Consider the following 15,450-nt stretch of genomic DNA (forward strand, 5'->3'; position numbering starts at 1 on the left):
ACCGAGTCGATATATCGCTGTTCATGTTGCCGCAGACTCACCGAATCGCTGGCCTGCCGGATGTGTTGAGCGGGGATGCCGTTGCTGCGGGTCGACGTGCCTGCTTCCATCCGTTATTTCGGTGGATAACAGTACCTAGGGGTCAAATGCTTTGATAATCTCGGGGGGAGTCACACGCCACAAAATCCATAGAAAGGCCTGTTCCCCATGGAACTCACCTTCCTCGGCGGGTTCATTCTCGTCGTTGCGCTGATCGCACTGCTGGTTGGCTTCATCATGTTCCGTAAGGCCTACCGCGTTGCGGCACCGAACGAGGCGCTCGTCATCACCGGTCGCGCCCCGGCGAGGGTCAAGGGCGGTGACATCGACCTGGAGTCCGGTACGCGCATCGTCGTAGGCTCCCGGGCGTTCGTCCGCCCCCTGTTCGACCGCGCCCACTCGATCTCGCTGTCCTCGCGCCAGATCAATGTCGAGGTGGAGAGCCAGTCGGTCGACGGCATCTTCCTGCGCCTGCAGGCCGTTGCGCAGGTGAAGATCGGCGAGGAGGTGGACGAGATCCGCAAGGCCGCTCAGCGCTTCCTCGATCAGCAGGACAAGATCGACTCCTACAGCCAGGAGATCCTCTCCGGTGCGCTGCGCGCCGTCGTCGGAACCCTGACCGTCACGGCCGTCCTGCAGGACCGCACGACCTTCGCCCAGAAGGTCCAGGAGAACGCCGTCGACTCCATGAACAACCAGGGCCTGGTCATCGACACCCTGCAGATCATCTCCGTGGCCGACGACGGCGACTACCTGAAGAACCTGGGTCGTCCCGAGGCATCGAAGAAGGAGCAGGAGGCGCGCATCGCCGAGTCGGAGGCGCGCCGCACCTCGACCGAGGCCGAGAACCGCGACAGCCAGAAGATCGCGGACTCGCAGAAGGAACTCGACCTGCGCAACGCCACCATCGCCAAGGAGACGGCGGAGCAGCGCGCCGAGGCCGAGGCCGCGGAGGAGCTCGCGCGCTCCCGCCAGCGCCAGGAGGTCCTGGACGAGCAGCAGAAGATCGCCGAGCAGGAAAACGACCTGCGCGAGCGCGAACTCGTTCGCGAAATCCGCAAGCCGGCGGACGCCGAGGAGTACGCCGCTGGACGCAAGGCCGACGCCGAGCGCTACGCCCGCGAGCAAGAGTCGAAGGCTGCGCTCATCGAGGCCCAGAATGAGGCCGAGTCCGTCCGGGCCCGCGGTGTGGCCGACGCAGATGCCACGCGTGCCAAGGGCGAGGCCGAAGCCGCGAGCATTCAGGCCAACGCGGAGGCCTACAAGCAGTTCAACGAGGCCGCCGTCCTCTCGCAGGTCCTCGAGGCGCTCCCGGGAATCGCCCGCGAGATCGCGGCTCCGATGAGCAACATCGATTCGCTGTCGATCGTCTCCTCGGACGGAGAGTCCAAGCTCTCGCAGAACGTCTCCGCCGGCATGGCCCGCACCATGGAGTCGGTGCAGTCGGCCACGGGCCTGGACATCAAGTCCCTCATCGAGTCGGCGCTGGGCGGCAAGGACCAGTCCGACGTCGTCACGAACCTCGCGCCGCAGTCCGAACCGGAGTCCGCCTCGGAGGCCGCGGACGCCGTGGATGGAAAGCCGGTCGAGTAGGGCCGACCCCACCTGACGACGGCGGCACCGTCACCTTTTGCTGGAGGGTGGCGGTGCCGCCGTCGTTTGAACCACTGCGGTATACCTCCAGCATGGTTTCTACTACCCCTCCAGCAGGATCTGGACTGTACCTTGAACCGGAATCCGGGCCAATTGAAGGCCGCGGAACGGGCAATAGGAGCGAACATCTACGTCGGCCCGGGTCGGGAACTTCAGTGGGAGGAGAGCCTCTGGCGGACGCCTTCGGCCCAGACACCGAGGGCATTACCCGAGGCTGACAGGGGGTGCGGGAAGAATACGCCGCATTCTCCCGCGTGACGTTTCTGGGAACGGTGAAAGATCCGAGCACCGAACGAGAGCGAATCTTCGAAGGCGAAGTATCCCTCACGGGTAAGCCGCAGAAGTGGATAGGGGCCGGGCGTGACGACGTCGACCTCCCGAATGTGGTTCCAGAGAATGACCGGACGGCGCGAGATCTGAACGCCCTCGGTGGTGAAGGTGATGAAGCGCGGAGTGATGAGGAGCCGGATGGAGTTCGGGATGCCCAGGAGGCCGAAGAACAAGATGCAGAACAGTCCACCAGATCCAGTTCTTCCCCAATCGGAGACTGACTCATCGACCAGGACAGCCCAGGAACCGAAGGCGGTCATCAAGACGCTGCCGACGAGGGCAAAGGTAGGCAAACCGCGACCACACCGGATGTGAAGTCGGCCGGCCGCATTGAAAATTCCGTCCCACTCCTGCCGGAGTTCTGCGATCCTGCGTTGACGCTCGGCCTTTTCATCCGGAGGATTCGGGGCGTCCGGGCTCATGGGATGTCCTTCGTAAGTGAGCTGCGGGTTTGCGGCGCTGGGTCGTAGCCGGGACCGTCAGCGGGCGGTGAGCCGCTCGCGGGTCTCGTTCACCCAGGCTGCGATGTCACGCGGGGAGGCGGAGAGGTGCGTCGGCAGGAACACGCCGTCGGCACCGGCATAGGACTTCTGCGACGCGTGCACGCTTGCAGCCCGGCCGGCGAGAGCCACTTCGTAGGCGGCTATACCCTCCGGCGTCAGCTGCAGAACCCCGTGGGCCTGCGAGCCCTGCTCGATGAACCCGGCGCCCGCGATGGCCGCCCACGGGATCAGCGGCCGGCGGGTGATCTGCACGCCGGAGGCCGTGAACGTCAGGCTCCGCGGGTTGAAGAAGAGGTAGACGCAGCAAGGGATGCCCACGAGGCCGAAGAAGACGATGGCCAGCACGCCGGCGATCGCGGCGAACGGCCTGTCCACGCCCAGCAGCCAGATGCCCCCGGAGACAAAAGCGAGGCAGCCGAGCAGGCACAGCAGCGGCACGTGCCGGCCCATGCGAAAGCTCAGCGAACCGGTGGAGTCGAAGGCGCGGTCCCACTCGGGGAAGCGCGCGGTGGCGGCGGGGCCGGAGCTCATGGGAATTCCTTCGTGGGTGGTCTGCGGGACCGCGGCGCCCGTGAAGCCGCGTCGTGCCCTCCAGACTAGCGACGCCGTGCGACCCCCGGAGGCCGCCTGTGGACAACCAACGGCAGCGGCGCCGCCACCCTCCGAACGAAGGTGGCGGCGCCGGCGTCGTGAAGCGTTTTTTACTAGGCATCTTTGATGGGGATTTCGGTGGGTTGTTCGTCGTAGGAGAGGCGTCCTGTTCTGAGGTAGAGCAGGTGCTGGAGCACGGTGAAGGCCTGTTTGGGGTTGGCCATGGGCGTTTGGAGGCCGAGGGTGTTGTCGTTGCGGGGACGTCCGCCGAAGCCGCCGTTGGTGCCTGTGTGCCAGCGGTTTTTGTGGGCGTAGCGTTCGTGTGTTTCCGGGGTGACGGCGAGCAGGGTGTGGTTGCGGGTTTGGTAGACGCCCGTGATGTCGTCCCAGGCGAGGTCGAAGTTCCGGCTCGTCACGCCGTGTTCGGTGAGGGTGAGGTGTTGGGGCCGGAGAAACCCGAGGAGGTAGTAGAGGCCGAGGGCGAGGCCGCCGAGCGCCGCGAGGGGGACGAGGTAGTGCAGGATGGTCATGAACCCGTTGTTGGTGAAGGAGTACCAGCCGAGCTGAGCGTTGAAGGCGACAGTGGTGAGCCAGGCGCCGACTCCGAGGAGGAGCAGGGCGCTGATGCCCCATTTACGGGTGTTGACTCGGAGCGTGGTGGGCAGTTCCATCTGGGACTTCGTGGGATGCCAGGACGTGTCTGGCATGTTCTGGGGCAGGGTCATGAGGTGCTGGACTTCGGGGATCGGTTCCGAGGTTTGGCAGGGGTCCCCGGCGTTGAGGCGTTCCTTGATCCATGCGGGCAGCATGAACCGAGGCACCGGCCCCCAGAGGACAAGGTAGATGCCGAAGAGGACGATTCCGAAACTGACCAGCGCGCTGATCCTTGGGCCTTCGTTCGGAAAGATCCAGCTGAGCATTAACTCGAGGGGAATACCAAGCATCAACCCTCCCATGGGAAGCCCCATGCCAAGGAAGAAAAATGCGTTGTGCCATGTTCGGCCGCGGCCGTTGAGCCAGATCCTGGTCCGTCCGCTCCAGCGGTTCCAGAACCAGATGAGGAATGGCAGCCACAGGGGGAGCATGAAAACGAACATCTGAAAACTCATGTCAACGAACCCGCCCTCCAACTAGAAATCGGAACCACGGACTTTTCGCCACCCTTCCTGGATGAGGTCACCCGTCGCACTGGCTACACTGCCCTTTTCGCCGTCACCATCACCGTCTGCGACTTTGGCGTTGACCAGGACGCCTGAGCCGATGCCGACAACGGCGCCTACGATGGTACCGGCGAGCGTCCCTGGGCCCGGAATGACGCTGCCGGCGGCTGCGCCAGCGGCCGCGGAGGCCCCTACGTTGGCCCCGGCCTGGCCGACTGCCTGCGCAGCGGCGTCGTGACGGGCCTCGGCGCGGATGGCGTCAGCCGAGAGCGTGGGGTGCTCTGCAGCGAGTTCGGTGATTCTGTAGTCGCGTTCGGTGTCGTAGGTGAGCTTGATGCCGAGCAAGGTGCCGGCAGAGGCGAGGCCGCGGATGCCGAATTGGCCGAGCTTTGTCGACTTGGAGTTGTCTCTTGTGATCGTTGTCGTGAAGGTCTTGTCACCGATCTTGGCGGTCGCTTCCGTGGTCTGGGGGCGGCCGCGGAGGGCGTTGACTTCGCCGGCGATCGGCATGGCGCCGAGAGCTCCGCGCTTCAAGCCCTCTTTGAAGTCCTTTGTATTGTCGAAAATGCCCGTCGAAGGACTATCGATCAAGTTCTTGGTCTGCTTGGCGAGGATGTCCTTCTGGTCTCCCCAGAAACCCGGTCCGATGTTGCTGTCGCCGACAGCCGCGCGGTCGCGCGGTCGGAGCCAGAACTTGCCCGCTTCGTCGGAAGCCATCGTGGTGGAGGTTGCGGTCCGCAGCGCCGTGCCACCGGCAACGAAGGCTTCTTTCGTGAGATGGAGCGGATGGGTCGGGGTGAGCCAGGGCTCGGTCAGGGAGGTGGTCTCGCCGGCGATGTCGTTCAATCGGGCAACGCAGATCTGGATGGCGACCAGGTAGCGGTCTTGCAGGTCCGCGATTTCCTGCATGAAGTTCGCAGCGTCATGGACGCCTGCTTGGTAGTCGTTTGGGGTGCCGAATGTCGCTGCCCGATCGGCTTCGAATGCGCGGATCCGGGTGACGAGCGTGTCGCGCACGTCGACGCAGGCCTGGATGTCGTCGGCCAGGGACTCGAGGGTTTCGGCGGTGCGGCCGCCCGCGTCGTGGATCGCCTCCGCCTTGCGCAGGGGAGTGTCCAGTGCGGTGTGGAGGCTGCCTGCGCTTGCGTCTTGGTAGGACTGCTGGAGCCCCTGCCAGGTCGCGTGCCCATTCTCAATGGAGGCGGCGAACGACGTGGCGGCAGTGCGGATCTGCTCAGCGTCAGCCTGTAGGAGGCTTGGCTGTTCCCACTGGTACAGCTGGGCGGTATTGAATTCACTCATCTGAAGTATCTCCCCGCGCTACCGTACCGGCCCGAAGCGGCCGTGCCCGCCGAGGCCGACCGAGGCGTCAGACTGACGCGACGCGGCCTCGGAGGTCTGACGCATGACCTGGTCGGCCTCCACGACATGGCCGGTGGCTTCTTCCCCAGCTGCGATCGCGGTTTCGACACGTTCAAGGACGTCGCCCATGGCCGGGGCCATGACGCCGTCGCGCATCGAGTAGAGCCTGCTGATCAGGTCCTGGTGGGCGGCAGCATCGGCAGCTCCGGACACTCCGTCGATGACTGAACCGCCGTGCGTCGCTGCGTCCGCGGTTTCAGCGGCCACCGAGTTGAGTATGGAGCCTGTCCGCTGTGGATCGACATCGAATTCAGCCATCGGTGGGTGTACTTCCGTTGTTGTGTGCTCGGCACCATGAGTATTTCAGCGAACCGTCGCCCGCACCCCAGTGATGCTACCCAGTTGGGAGATCGAAAGTGGAACCTTCGGCCCAAATTGTGGACAAGTGCAGGGTTGCGTTAAAGCCGTGGGGCGCCACGGTCTCCCGTAGCGCCCCACACCTGATCCGCTGCCGTCGGCCTGTCAGCCGAGCTCGTCAGAAACCTCAGCCGAAGTACTTCTCCATGGTGCCCTCGTGGGCCTCGCGGAGCTCCTCGACCGAGGCCGTGAAGACGCCCTGGATCTCGAGGTTGCCGGACTGCGCATCGACGACGCCCAGGCGCGCGACCGGGAAGCCGCGGGCCGAGAGCATGTCGTTGAAGCGGACCTCCTCGGAGCGCGGGACGGCCACGACGGCGCGGCCCTGCGACTCGGAGAAGAGCGCGGCGAACGTGTCGACGCCGTCGCGCTCGCACACGTCGTCGAGCGCCACGCGGGCGCCCACGCCGTGGCGCAGGACCATCTCCGACAGGGCCGCGGCGAGGCCGCCCTCGGAGAGGTCGTGCGCGGCGTCGATCATGCCGTCGCGGGAGGCGTTGATCAGCAGCTCGCCGAGCAGCTTCTCGGCCGCCAGGTCGACCTTCGGCGGCACGCCGCCCAGGTGGCCGCGCAGGTTCGCGATCTCCGAACCGTCCAGCTCGTCCGCCGTGGTGCCCATCAGGTAGATCGCCTGGCCGTCGGCGTCCGCGCGCCAGCCCGACGGCGTGCGGCGGTCGACGTCGTCGAACTTGCCCAGCGTCGCCACGACCGGCGTCGGGTGGATGGCCTTGTCGCCCGTCTGGTTGTAGAGGGAGACGTTGCCGCCCGTGACCGGGACGCCGAGCGCCATGCAGGCGTCGGAGAGGCCGCGGATGCCCTCGGCCAGCTGCCACATGACGTCCGAATCCTCCGGCGAGCCGTAGTTCAGGCAGTCGGAGACGGCGGCCGGGACGGCGCCCGAGGTCGCCACGTTGCGGTACGACTCCGCCAGCGCCAGCTGGGCGCCGGCGTACGGGTCGAGGTAGGTGTAGCGGCCGTTGGCGTCCGTCGCGATGGCGACACCGAGGCCGGTCTCCTCGTCGACGCGCACCACGCCGGCGTCGTCGGGCGCCGCCAGGGCGGTGTTGCCGCCGACGTAGCGGTCGTACTGGCGGGTGATCCACGACTTGTCGCACATGTTCGGGCTGGCGATCAGCTCGAGCACGGCCGCCTTGAGGTCGTCGCCGGTCTCCGGCAGGATCGCCGCGTTGACCGAGCCGCGGAACGTGTTGGCCTGCAGCTCGTCCTGCCACTGAGGGCGGGCGTACGGGCGGTCGTAGACCGGGCCGTCGTGCGCGACCGTCTTCGGGTCGACGTCGACGATGACCTCGCCGTTCCAGGTGATGATGAGGCGGTCGTCGTCGGTGACCTCGCCGAGCCACGAGTACTCCACGCCCCACGTGGCCATGGTCGCCTCGAACGCGTCCACGTTCTCCGGCGTCACGACGGCCATCATGCGCTCCTGCGACTCCGACATCAGGATCTCGCCCGGGGTCAGGGTGTGGTCGCGCAGCAGGACGTCGGTCAGCTCCACGCGCATGCCGCCGTCGCCGTTGGACGCCAGCTCGGAAGTGGCGCAGGAGATGCCGGCGGCGCCGAGATCCTGGATGCCCTCGACGAGGGAGCCCTTGAACAGCTCGAGGCAGCACTCGATGAGCACCTTCTCGGAGAACGGGTCTCCGACCTGGACGGCCGGGCGCTTGGACGGCTTGGAGTCGTCGAAGGACTCGGAAGCGAGCACGGAGGCTCCGCCGATGCCGTCGCCGCCGGTGCGGGCGCCGAAGAGGACCACCCGGTTGCCGACGCCGGAGGCGTTCGCGAGGCGCAGGTCCTCGTGGCGCAGCTTGCCGACCGCCAGGGCGTTGACCAGCGGGTTGCCCTGGTAGATCGGGTCGAACACGGTCTCGCCGCCGACGTTCGGCAGGCCGAGCGAGTTTCCGTAGCCGCCGATGCCGGAGACCACGCCGTGGACCACGCGCTGGGAATCCGGGTGGTCGATCGCGCCGAAGCGCAGCGGGTCCATGACGGCGATCGGGCGGGCGCCCATCGAGATGATGTCGCGCACGATCCCGCCGATGCCGGTCGCGGCGCCCTGGTAGGGCTCCACGAACGACGGCGAGTTGTGGGACTCGATCTTGAAGGTCACGGCCCAGCCGTCGCCCAGGTCGGTGACGCCGGCGTTCTCGCCGATGCCGACCATCAGGTCCTTCTTCATCTCGTCCGTGACCTTCTGGCCGAACTGGCGCAGGTGGTTCTTGGTGGACTTGTAGGAGCAGTGCTCGCTCCACATGACGGAGTACATCGCGAGCTCGGCGGCCGTCGGGCGGCGGCCCAGGATCTTCACGACCTCGTCGAACTCGTTCTGCTTCAGGCCCAGTTCGGCCCACGGCAGCTCGACGTCCGGGGTCGACGCCGCGTTGTCCACGGTGTCGATGTTGAATTCCTTCTCGGTCGCCTCGGCGGTCACTTGGTGCCTCCAACAAGGGTGGTCAGGACGGAGGTGAAGAAACCCAGGCCGTCGGTTCCGGTGTGGTCGGGGCCGTAGCCCGCCTCCACGGCGTGCTCCGGGTGCGGCATCAGCCCGACGACGTTGCCCGCCGCGTTGGTGATGCCGGCGATGTCGCGGCGCGAGCCGTTGGGGTTCCAGCCGACGTAGCGGAAGGCCACGCGGCCCTCGCCCTCGAGCTCGTCGAGGGTCTTCTCGTCGGCGACGTACTGGCCATCCTGGTTCTTCAGGACGATCGTGATCTCCTGGCCGGACTCGTACTGGTTGGTCCACGCCGTCGAGTTGTTCTCGACGCGCAGCACCTGGTCGCGGCAGATGAACTTCAGGTGGTCGTTCTTGATCATCGAGCCCGGCAGCAGGTGCGACTCGGTCAGCACCTGGAAGCCGTTGCAGATGCCCAGCACGGGCAGCTTGGCGTCCGAGTTCGCGGCGTCGACGATCTTGTCCATCAGCGGTGCGAAGCGGGAGATCGCGCCGGCGCGGAGGTAGTCGCCATAGGAGAATCCACCCGGGATGACGATCGCGTCGACGTCGGGCAGTTCGGTGTCGGCGTGCCACAGGGACACGGCCTCACCGCCGGCGAGCCGCACGGCGCGGGCCGCGTCGCGGTCGTCCAGGGTGCCGGGGAAGGTCACGACGCCGACGCGGGCGCCTGAGAGCTCGGTGCTCGGCGTCGCGTAGTCGCCGATCAGGGGGAGGTCCGTCATGATTAGTCCTCAACCACCTGCACGTTGACGACGTCCTCGATCACCGGGTTGGACAGGAGGGTCTCGGCGGCCTCGCGGGCCTGCTGCAGCACGGCGTCGGTCACCTCGCCGTCAACGTTCAGTTCGAAGCGCTTGCCCTGGCGGACGCCGGAGAAGGCGTCGAATCCGAGGCGGGGCAGTGCGCCGACGATAGCCTTGCCCTGGGGGTCCAGGATCTCGGGCTTGGGCATGACATCAACAACAATCCGGGGCATCCGGTGCTACTCCTGTGGGCGAGGGGTGATTTATCGTCCGCGGAGGGTCAGGTGCCGTCTCACGCCTTGTGCGCTCCGCGAGCTTGCCGTCCAAGTCTACCGGTCGCGCGGCCCCCGCGCGTCCCCTCCGTACGCGGGCGCCGCCCGACGGGGTGCCGCGAGTGGGACGACCCCGGTATTAATGGGGTGGGCGGCATCGTGGGAGTAGGGTACGTCACGGTTCACGGGGCTTCACATCGGTCCACGGCGGCCGCAGACCAGGACGGAGGCGGAAACGGGTGGACGAGCGAAGCGCGGTGCTCGGGCTGGACATCGGCACCGGTTCGACCAAGGCGGTCCTGACGGACGCCCGCGGCGGGATCCTGGCGACGTCCGTGCGGCACCACAGCATGTCGATGCCGCACTCGGCGTGGGCGGAGATGGACGCCGAGAGCGACTGGTGGGGCGACGCCGTCGTGTGCCTCCGGGAGCTCGCCGCGGCCGCCGCAGACCTGGGGCGGACCATCGCGGCCGTCTGCGTCTCCGGGCTCGGCCCGGCCGTCGTCGCCGAATCACCCGGAGGGGCCGTTCGCAGCCCGGCGATCCTCTACGGCGTCGACACGCGCTCCGGCGAGCAGATCGACCAGCTGAACCGCGAGCTCGGGCGCCCCGAGATCCTGGGGCGCGGCGGGACCGAGCTGTCCTCGCAGGCCGCGGGGGCCAAACTCCTCTGGCTGGCGCAGCACGGCGCGCTGCAGCCCGGCGACCGGTTCTTCTCGTCCCACACGTTCGTCACCTGGCGGCTCACCGGCGCCTACTACCTGGACCACCAGACCGCCAGCCAGTTCGACCCCTTCTACGACATGGCCGCGGGGCGGTGGGCGGAGGACTGGGCCGGGCACTACCTCCCCGGGCGCGAGCTGCCGCCGCTGCGCTGGCCGGGCGAGATCGTCGGCGCGGTGACCGCCGCCGCGGCGGCACAGACCGGGCTGGGCGCGGGCACGCCCGTCCTGGCCGGCACCATCGACGCGTGGGCGGAGGCCTACTCGGTCGGCACGACCTCGCCCGGCGACGCCATGCTGATGTACGGGTCGACGGTCCTGATGATCTCCGCGCTCGAGGGCTTCCGGAGCCATCCGGGGCTCTGGGCGACGACGGGGCTGACCCCCGGCTCGCACACGCTGGCCGCCGGGATGTCGACGAGCGGCTCCCTCATGTCCTGGATCCGCGACCTCTGCAGCGGGCAGTCCTACGAGTCGCTGATCGAGCAGGCGCGAGCCGTGCCGCCCGGCGCCGACGGCCTGCTCATGCTGCCCTACTTCGCCGGCGAGCGGGCGCCCGTCTCGGACCCCAAGGCCCGCGGCGTCATCGCCGGCCTGACCCTCGGCCACGGGCCCGGGCACCTCTTCCGCGCCGGGTACGAATCGATCGCCTTCGGGGTCCGCCAGATCCTGGACCTGCTCCGCGCCGCCGACGCCGCACCGACCCGCGTGGTGGCGGTCGGCGGCGGGACGCAGGGCGGCCTGGGCCTGCAGGTGGTCTCCGACGTGTGCGGCATCGAACAGCACGTGCCCCGCACCGTCATCGGTGCGAGCTACGGCGACGCGCTGCTGGCCGCGCAGGCCGCCGGCCTCGCAGACCCGTCCGCCGGCTGGTGCGACATCGCCCGGACCATCACGCCCGACCCGGAGCACCGCGCGGCGTACGACGAGCTCTACCCCAACTACTCGCGGCTGTACGCGGCCACGCGCTCGATCGTGCACGACCTCGCCGACTTCGGCGACGCCCGCGGAACGTAGGCTGGTCGCATGGCCCAGAGCATCGAGAACGACCTGCGTTGCCCGTGCGGGACCGGCGACACGTACGCGGAGTGCTGCGGCCGCTTCCATGCGGGTCCCGCGGCCCCTACCGCCGAGGCGCTCATGCGGTCGCGCTACTGCGCCTACGCGCTCCTGGGCCGAGACCCGCAGCGGTTCGGCGCCTACCTCCACGCGACGTGGGACCCGGCGACGCGCCCCGCGCTCGCCGAGCCCGGCCCCGAGTGGATGCGTCTGCAGATCCTGGGCGCCTCCGGCGGCCCGTTCGACGACGCCGCCACGGTCGAGTTCGTCGCCCTCTACCGGGACGACGACGGCGCCCGGCACCGCATGCACGAACTCAGCCGGTTCCGCCGCGAGTCGGGCCGGTGGCTCTACATCGACGGCGACGTGCGCTGACCCGCGGGCCGGCGCTCAGTCGTCGGCCGTCACCCGCGGCTCTGCAGGCGTCCGGCTGTGGCTGGACGAGGACCAGATGCCGACCAGGCAGGCGACAACGATCGTGAGGTAGAGCGTCGCGCTGGCCCCGTCGTCGCACCGCGGCGGTCCCCTCTCCGCTGCTCCACCTCGATGACCTGCGAAAATACGGTGAATTCCGGCGTTATTCACCCGAAGAATGACAGTCATCCGCGCGAGTCGATGGGGACCGCCGGGGCTGGCTCCCGGCGGACCACACCCGACGAGCGATTCCATCCCGCGCCCCGTGCGGCGAGCACCTGTGGACAATTCGGCCCGCTTCCGGCGCCCTGCGGGAGGATGGGCGGATGAGGCGACCCGAACCGCTGCCGGCACCGATCCGCAACGCTGTCTTCACCGGGCGGCAGGCTGCCGCGCTCGGGGTCGCGCCCGACCGGCTGAGAGCCGGTGACCTGCGGCGTGTCGGGGCCGGGCTCTACGCGCACGGCGACGTCGTCGTGGCGGACCTCGCCCTGGCCGCAGCACTGAGGTACCTCGATCCGAGGTCCTGGATGTCCCACCTGAGTGCCGCGACGCACCACGGGTTGTGGCTTCCGCCGTCGGGCGACGACGGGTTGCTGCATATCAGCCGGTTCCCGGGCAGCGTTCGCCGCCGCGCGCGCGGAATCGCCAGCCACGAGGGCATGCCCCTGGACGGCGAGGTCGAGTTCGTCCGCCCCGTTCCCGGCGCGCCCACCGGCGTGGACGGCACGGTCTCGACGCGGCCGCGGGCGTGGCTCGAGCTGGCCACGACTCTCGACGAGGACTCGCTGGTGGCCATCGGCGACCAGTTGGTTCGGAGGCCGGACGAGCGCGGCGGCCGTCGCGCGCCGTACGCCACGATCACGGTCCTGGCCGAGATGCTCGCTCGGCATCCCCACATGAACGGCGTGGCCAGGGCCAGGCGCGCGCTGGAGCTGGTCCGGGTCGGCTCCGATTCACGTCCGGAGAGCCTGTTGCGCCTGGCGCTGGTCCGGGCCGGGCTGCCGGAGCCGGAGCTCCAGATCAGCCTCGATCCACGGGACTTCGCCGCACCGTCGGCAGATCTCGGCTACCGGGAGAGGAAGATCGTCCTGCAGTACGAGGGAGCGCAGCACCGCACGCCGGCGCAGTTCGCCCGCGACATCCACCGGGATCAGCGCTTCCAAGACGCAGGCTGGACGTCGTACAAGTACAGTGCCGAGGACCTTCAGACCGGGTTCGGGCGCGCAGTGCACGAGATGCGCGCGGCCCTTCGGGTGCCACCCACGAACAGGCGTCCGGGGAACGACGCTGACCCGTCCCGCGAATGAGCGCGGGTGCGCAGCTCAGCGTTCGAGAGTGACCGTCCGCAGGTCCAGGCGGCGCAGCACGACGTCGGCCGCCTCCGGGTCCGTGCCTGGCGACTTCCGGGCCTCGAGCACCTCGTGGCGGGCGGCGTCGAGCGCCTCGCGCTGGACCTGATCCATGACCTCGAGCGTCTGCCGGAGCCTGCGCATCTTCTCGGGGTCGTCCTCCGCGTCGCCCTCGAGCAGCGCGTGCAGCGACGACATCCGCTTGGCCAGCACGGCACGGCGTTCCGGCGGAAGTTTCTGCGCGATGCCGGAGCTCTCCATGGCCTCCAGCGCTACGCGCTGGGCACGGCGGGCCAGCGCGTGCTCCTGGCGCTCGAGTTCGGCCCGGTCGTCGGGGAGCCGGAGCCGGCGCATCAGCCACGGCAGTGTCAGACCCGGACCGACCAAGGTGACCAGCAGTACCGCGCACGCGGCGGCGATGACGAAGTTCCGGCTCTCGAGCGGCTCGCCCGACGCGGTGGTCGCCGGCAGCGCGAGGGCGAGGGCGAGCGTCGCCAGGCCGCGCATCCCGCACCATGTCAGGACGAGGACCTCCTTGAGCGAGCCGGGCACCTTGTTCCGGCGTTCTGTTCCGCCCAGTTTGAGGATGCCCATCATCCACGAGAAGCGTACGAGCAGCACGGCCGCGCAGATCACCGCGATGCCCGGGACGAAACCCAGCAGGTCCGCACCCTCGTCCTCGATGACGTAGCGCATCTCGATCCCGACCAGCCCGAACGCGACGCCGGTGGTCAGCAGCTCTACGACCTCCCAGAACGAGGTGCGGGTCAGGCGCTCCTCCGAGTCCTGGGGGCGGGCCCGCCGGCCCAGCTCCAGGGCGGTGACGACGACGGCGACGACCCCGGAGCAATGGAGCTCCTCGGCCAGCAGGTAGACGGCGTAGGGGGCGACGAGCGTCGTCGCGGACCGGGCGACGAGGTTCGGGACGAACCGGTTCAGCGTGCCGACGAGCCAGGCCATGCCGAGGCCCAGCAGGCCGGCGCCGGCGGCGCCCAGGAGGAAAGCGGGGACGATCTCCCAGCCGACGTCGCCCCCGCTCACGGCCGCGGCGACGGCCGCCTGGAAGACGACGATCGCCATGGCGTCGTTGAAGAGGCCCTCGGTCTGCAGCGTGGAGACGAGCCGGCGGGGCATGTTCACCTTGCCCGCGACGGCCTCGACGGCCACCGGATCCGGCGGGGCCACGATCGCTCCGAGGGCGATCGCGGACGGCAGCCCGACGGCCGGGACGATCCACCAGGCGAGGCCGGCCACGACGGCGATCGTGGCGACGATGAGCAGGACGGCGAGCAGGACCAGACTGCGCCAGCGGAGCCGGAAGACCGACCAGGAGCTGCGCTGCGCTGCGGCGAAGAGCAGGGGCGGCAGGAACAGCGGCAGGATCAGCTCCGGGTCGATGCGGATCTCCGGGCTGAAGGGCAGGAAGGCGAAGCCGGCCGAGAAGAGGAGCATCAGCACCGGGTAGGGGAGGCGGATGCGCTCGCCGATGCCCACGACCAGCACGGTGCCGAAGAGGAGGCCGACGAGCAGGATCATAAACTCCATGGCTCGACTATTCCACGTCCGGGCGAACTGGCCGCGACGCCCGAACCTCCGCCGTCGCCCCCAGCTCCGCAGGCCCCTGGCTGTGGCTGGACGAGGACCAGATGCCGACCAGACGGGCCACCACGATCGTGAGGTAGAGCGTCGCGCCGACCCCGTGGAAGGTGACCAGGGAGCGCGACCAGGCGGTGGTCGCGAGGATGTCCCCGTAGCCGACGGTGGACATGGTCACGTAGCTGAAGTAGACCAGCTGCGGCCAGGTCGGGGAGATGCCCGGCGTCAGCGGGTCCTCGAAACTGCCGGGGACCAGCAGCTCGATGCCCGCGTACACGGCGCCGAAGAACCCGCCCACGATCACGTAGACCGTCAGCGCCGCCAGGATCAGCGAGAGCCCGTCGGCGCGCTGGCGGCGGAACAGGAAGACGCCGAGCTTGCCGATGATCACCGCCATGAAGAGGGCGACGGTGAACAGCATGACCACGGTGATCGTCTCGTTGCGCTGATTGAACGAGTAGACGATCCCCACCGTCGTGGAGACCGCCCCGAGGAGGACGAACGGGAGGAGCCCGCGGCCCTGTTCGTGCACGATGAGCAGGGCGAAGAAGAGCATGCCGCCGTAGAGGGCCATGTACAGGCCCGTCCAGAGCTCGCCGTGCAGGGTGACCGGGTACCCGAACTGGAGGACCACCGCGAAGGCGAGCATCAGCGCCAGCGCGCCGCGCAGCCCGATGCGGTCGATGAGGGCCTCGGCCGCCGCGCCGACGGTCCGGTGCAGGCGGCTGCGCGATGACTGGGCGGGTGGCATCCTGCCTCCTGGGGTG

General features: G+C 68.7%; 14 protein-coding genes. 4 read left to right on the forward strand and 10 right to left on the reverse strand.

The window, feature by feature from the left end; genetic code table 11:
* The first annotated feature begins 207 nt into the window (after positions 1-207).
* Positions 208-1,632, forward strand: a complete 1,425-nt coding sequence (locus IE069_RS01160; protein ID WP_189348265.1) for a flotillin family protein — start codon at positions 208-210, stop codon at positions 1,630-1,632.
* A 212-nt stretch (positions 1,633-1,844) separates the two neighbouring features.
* On the opposite strand, the gene IE069_RS01165 is transcribed toward IE069_RS01160, so the two are convergent.
* The 8 genes from IE069_RS01165 to purS form a co-directional block, all read right to left on the reverse strand.
* On the reverse strand, positions 1,845-2,444 hold the full coding sequence (locus IE069_RS01165) for a hypothetical protein (RefSeq protein WP_189348266.1): 600 nt from the start codon (positions 2,442-2,444) through the stop codon (positions 1,845-1,847).
* Positions 2,445-2,501: 57 nt separating this feature from the next.
* Positions 2,502-3,056, reverse strand: coding sequence for a hypothetical protein (locus tag IE069_RS01170; protein ID WP_189348267.1), 555 nt, complete (start codon positions 3,054-3,056; stop codon positions 2,502-2,504).
* A 173-nt stretch (positions 3,057-3,229) separates the two neighbouring features.
* Positions 3,230-4,225, reverse strand: a complete 996-nt coding sequence (locus tag IE069_RS01175) for a hypothetical protein (RefSeq protein WP_189348268.1) — start codon at positions 4,223-4,225, stop codon at positions 3,230-3,232.
* 21 nt (positions 4,226-4,246) lie between these two features.
* Complete coding sequence (locus tag IE069_RS01180; protein WP_189348269.1) at positions 4,247-5,578, reverse strand: hypothetical protein; 1,332 nt, start codon at positions 5,576-5,578, stop codon at positions 4,247-4,249.
* A gap of 18 nt (positions 5,579-5,596) precedes the next feature.
* Entirely contained in the window at positions 5,597-5,956 is a 360-nt protein-coding gene (locus IE069_RS01185; protein WP_189348270.1) for a DUF6507 family protein, read from the reverse strand.
* Between the two features lie 226 nt (positions 5,957-6,182).
* Positions 6,183-8,501: a phosphoribosylformylglycinamidine synthase subunit PurL gene (gene purL / locus IE069_RS01190; protein WP_189348271.1), complete on the reverse strand. Its 2,319-nt coding sequence runs from the start codon at positions 8,499-8,501 to the stop codon at positions 6,183-6,185.
* Positions 8,498-9,247, reverse strand: coding sequence for a phosphoribosylformylglycinamidine synthase subunit PurQ (gene purQ, locus IE069_RS01195; protein WP_189348272.1), 750 nt, complete (start codon positions 9,245-9,247; stop codon positions 8,498-8,500). The genes purL and purQ overlap by 4 nt, the downstream gene beginning before the upstream one ends.
* A 2-nt stretch (positions 9,248-9,249) precedes the next feature.
* Positions 9,250-9,501, reverse strand: a complete 252-nt coding sequence (gene purS / locus IE069_RS01200; protein ID WP_189348273.1) for a phosphoribosylformylglycinamidine synthase subunit PurS — start codon at positions 9,499-9,501, stop codon at positions 9,250-9,252.
* A gap of 278 nt (positions 9,502-9,779) precedes the next feature.
* On the opposite strand from purS, the gene IE069_RS01205 reads away from it, so the two are divergent.
* From IE069_RS01205 to IE069_RS01215, 3 genes are all read left to right on the forward strand, one after another.
* Entirely contained in the window at positions 9,780-11,279 is a 1,500-nt protein-coding gene (locus tag IE069_RS01205) for an FGGY-family carbohydrate kinase (RefSeq protein WP_229790863.1), read from the forward strand.
* Between the two features lie 9 nt (positions 11,280-11,288).
* On the forward strand, positions 11,289-11,696 hold the full coding sequence (locus IE069_RS01210; protein WP_189348274.1) for a YchJ family protein: 408 nt from the start codon (positions 11,289-11,291) through the stop codon (positions 11,694-11,696).
* Positions 11,697-12,061: 365 nt separating this feature from the next.
* Positions 12,062-13,045 (forward strand): hypothetical protein, encoded by a 984-nt coding sequence (locus IE069_RS01215; RefSeq protein ID WP_189348275.1) that lies wholly within the window; start codon positions 12,062-12,064, stop codon positions 13,043-13,045.
* Between the two features lie 15 nt (positions 13,046-13,060).
* Here the strand turns inward: IE069_RS01215 and IE069_RS01220 are convergent, their stop codons facing one another.
* Both IE069_RS01220 and IE069_RS01225 read right to left on the reverse strand, forming a co-directional pair.
* Positions 13,061-14,632 carry a Na+/H+ antiporter gene (locus tag IE069_RS01220; RefSeq protein WP_189348276.1) on the reverse strand — a complete coding sequence of 524 codons (1,572 nt, stop codon included), beginning with the start codon at positions 14,630-14,632 and terminating at the stop codon, positions 13,061-13,063.
* A gap of 7 nt (positions 14,633-14,639) precedes the next feature.
* Positions 14,640-15,434: a potassium channel family protein gene (locus IE069_RS01225; protein ID WP_189348277.1), complete on the reverse strand. Its 795-nt coding sequence runs from the start codon at positions 15,432-15,434 to the stop codon at positions 14,640-14,642.
* Positions 15,435-15,450: the final 16 nt, after the last annotated feature.

This window comes from Zhihengliuella salsuginis, from assembly GCF_014651715.1.
Taxonomy (GTDB): domain Bacteria; phylum Actinomycetota; class Actinomycetes; order Actinomycetales; family Micrococcaceae; genus Zhihengliuella; species Zhihengliuella salsuginis.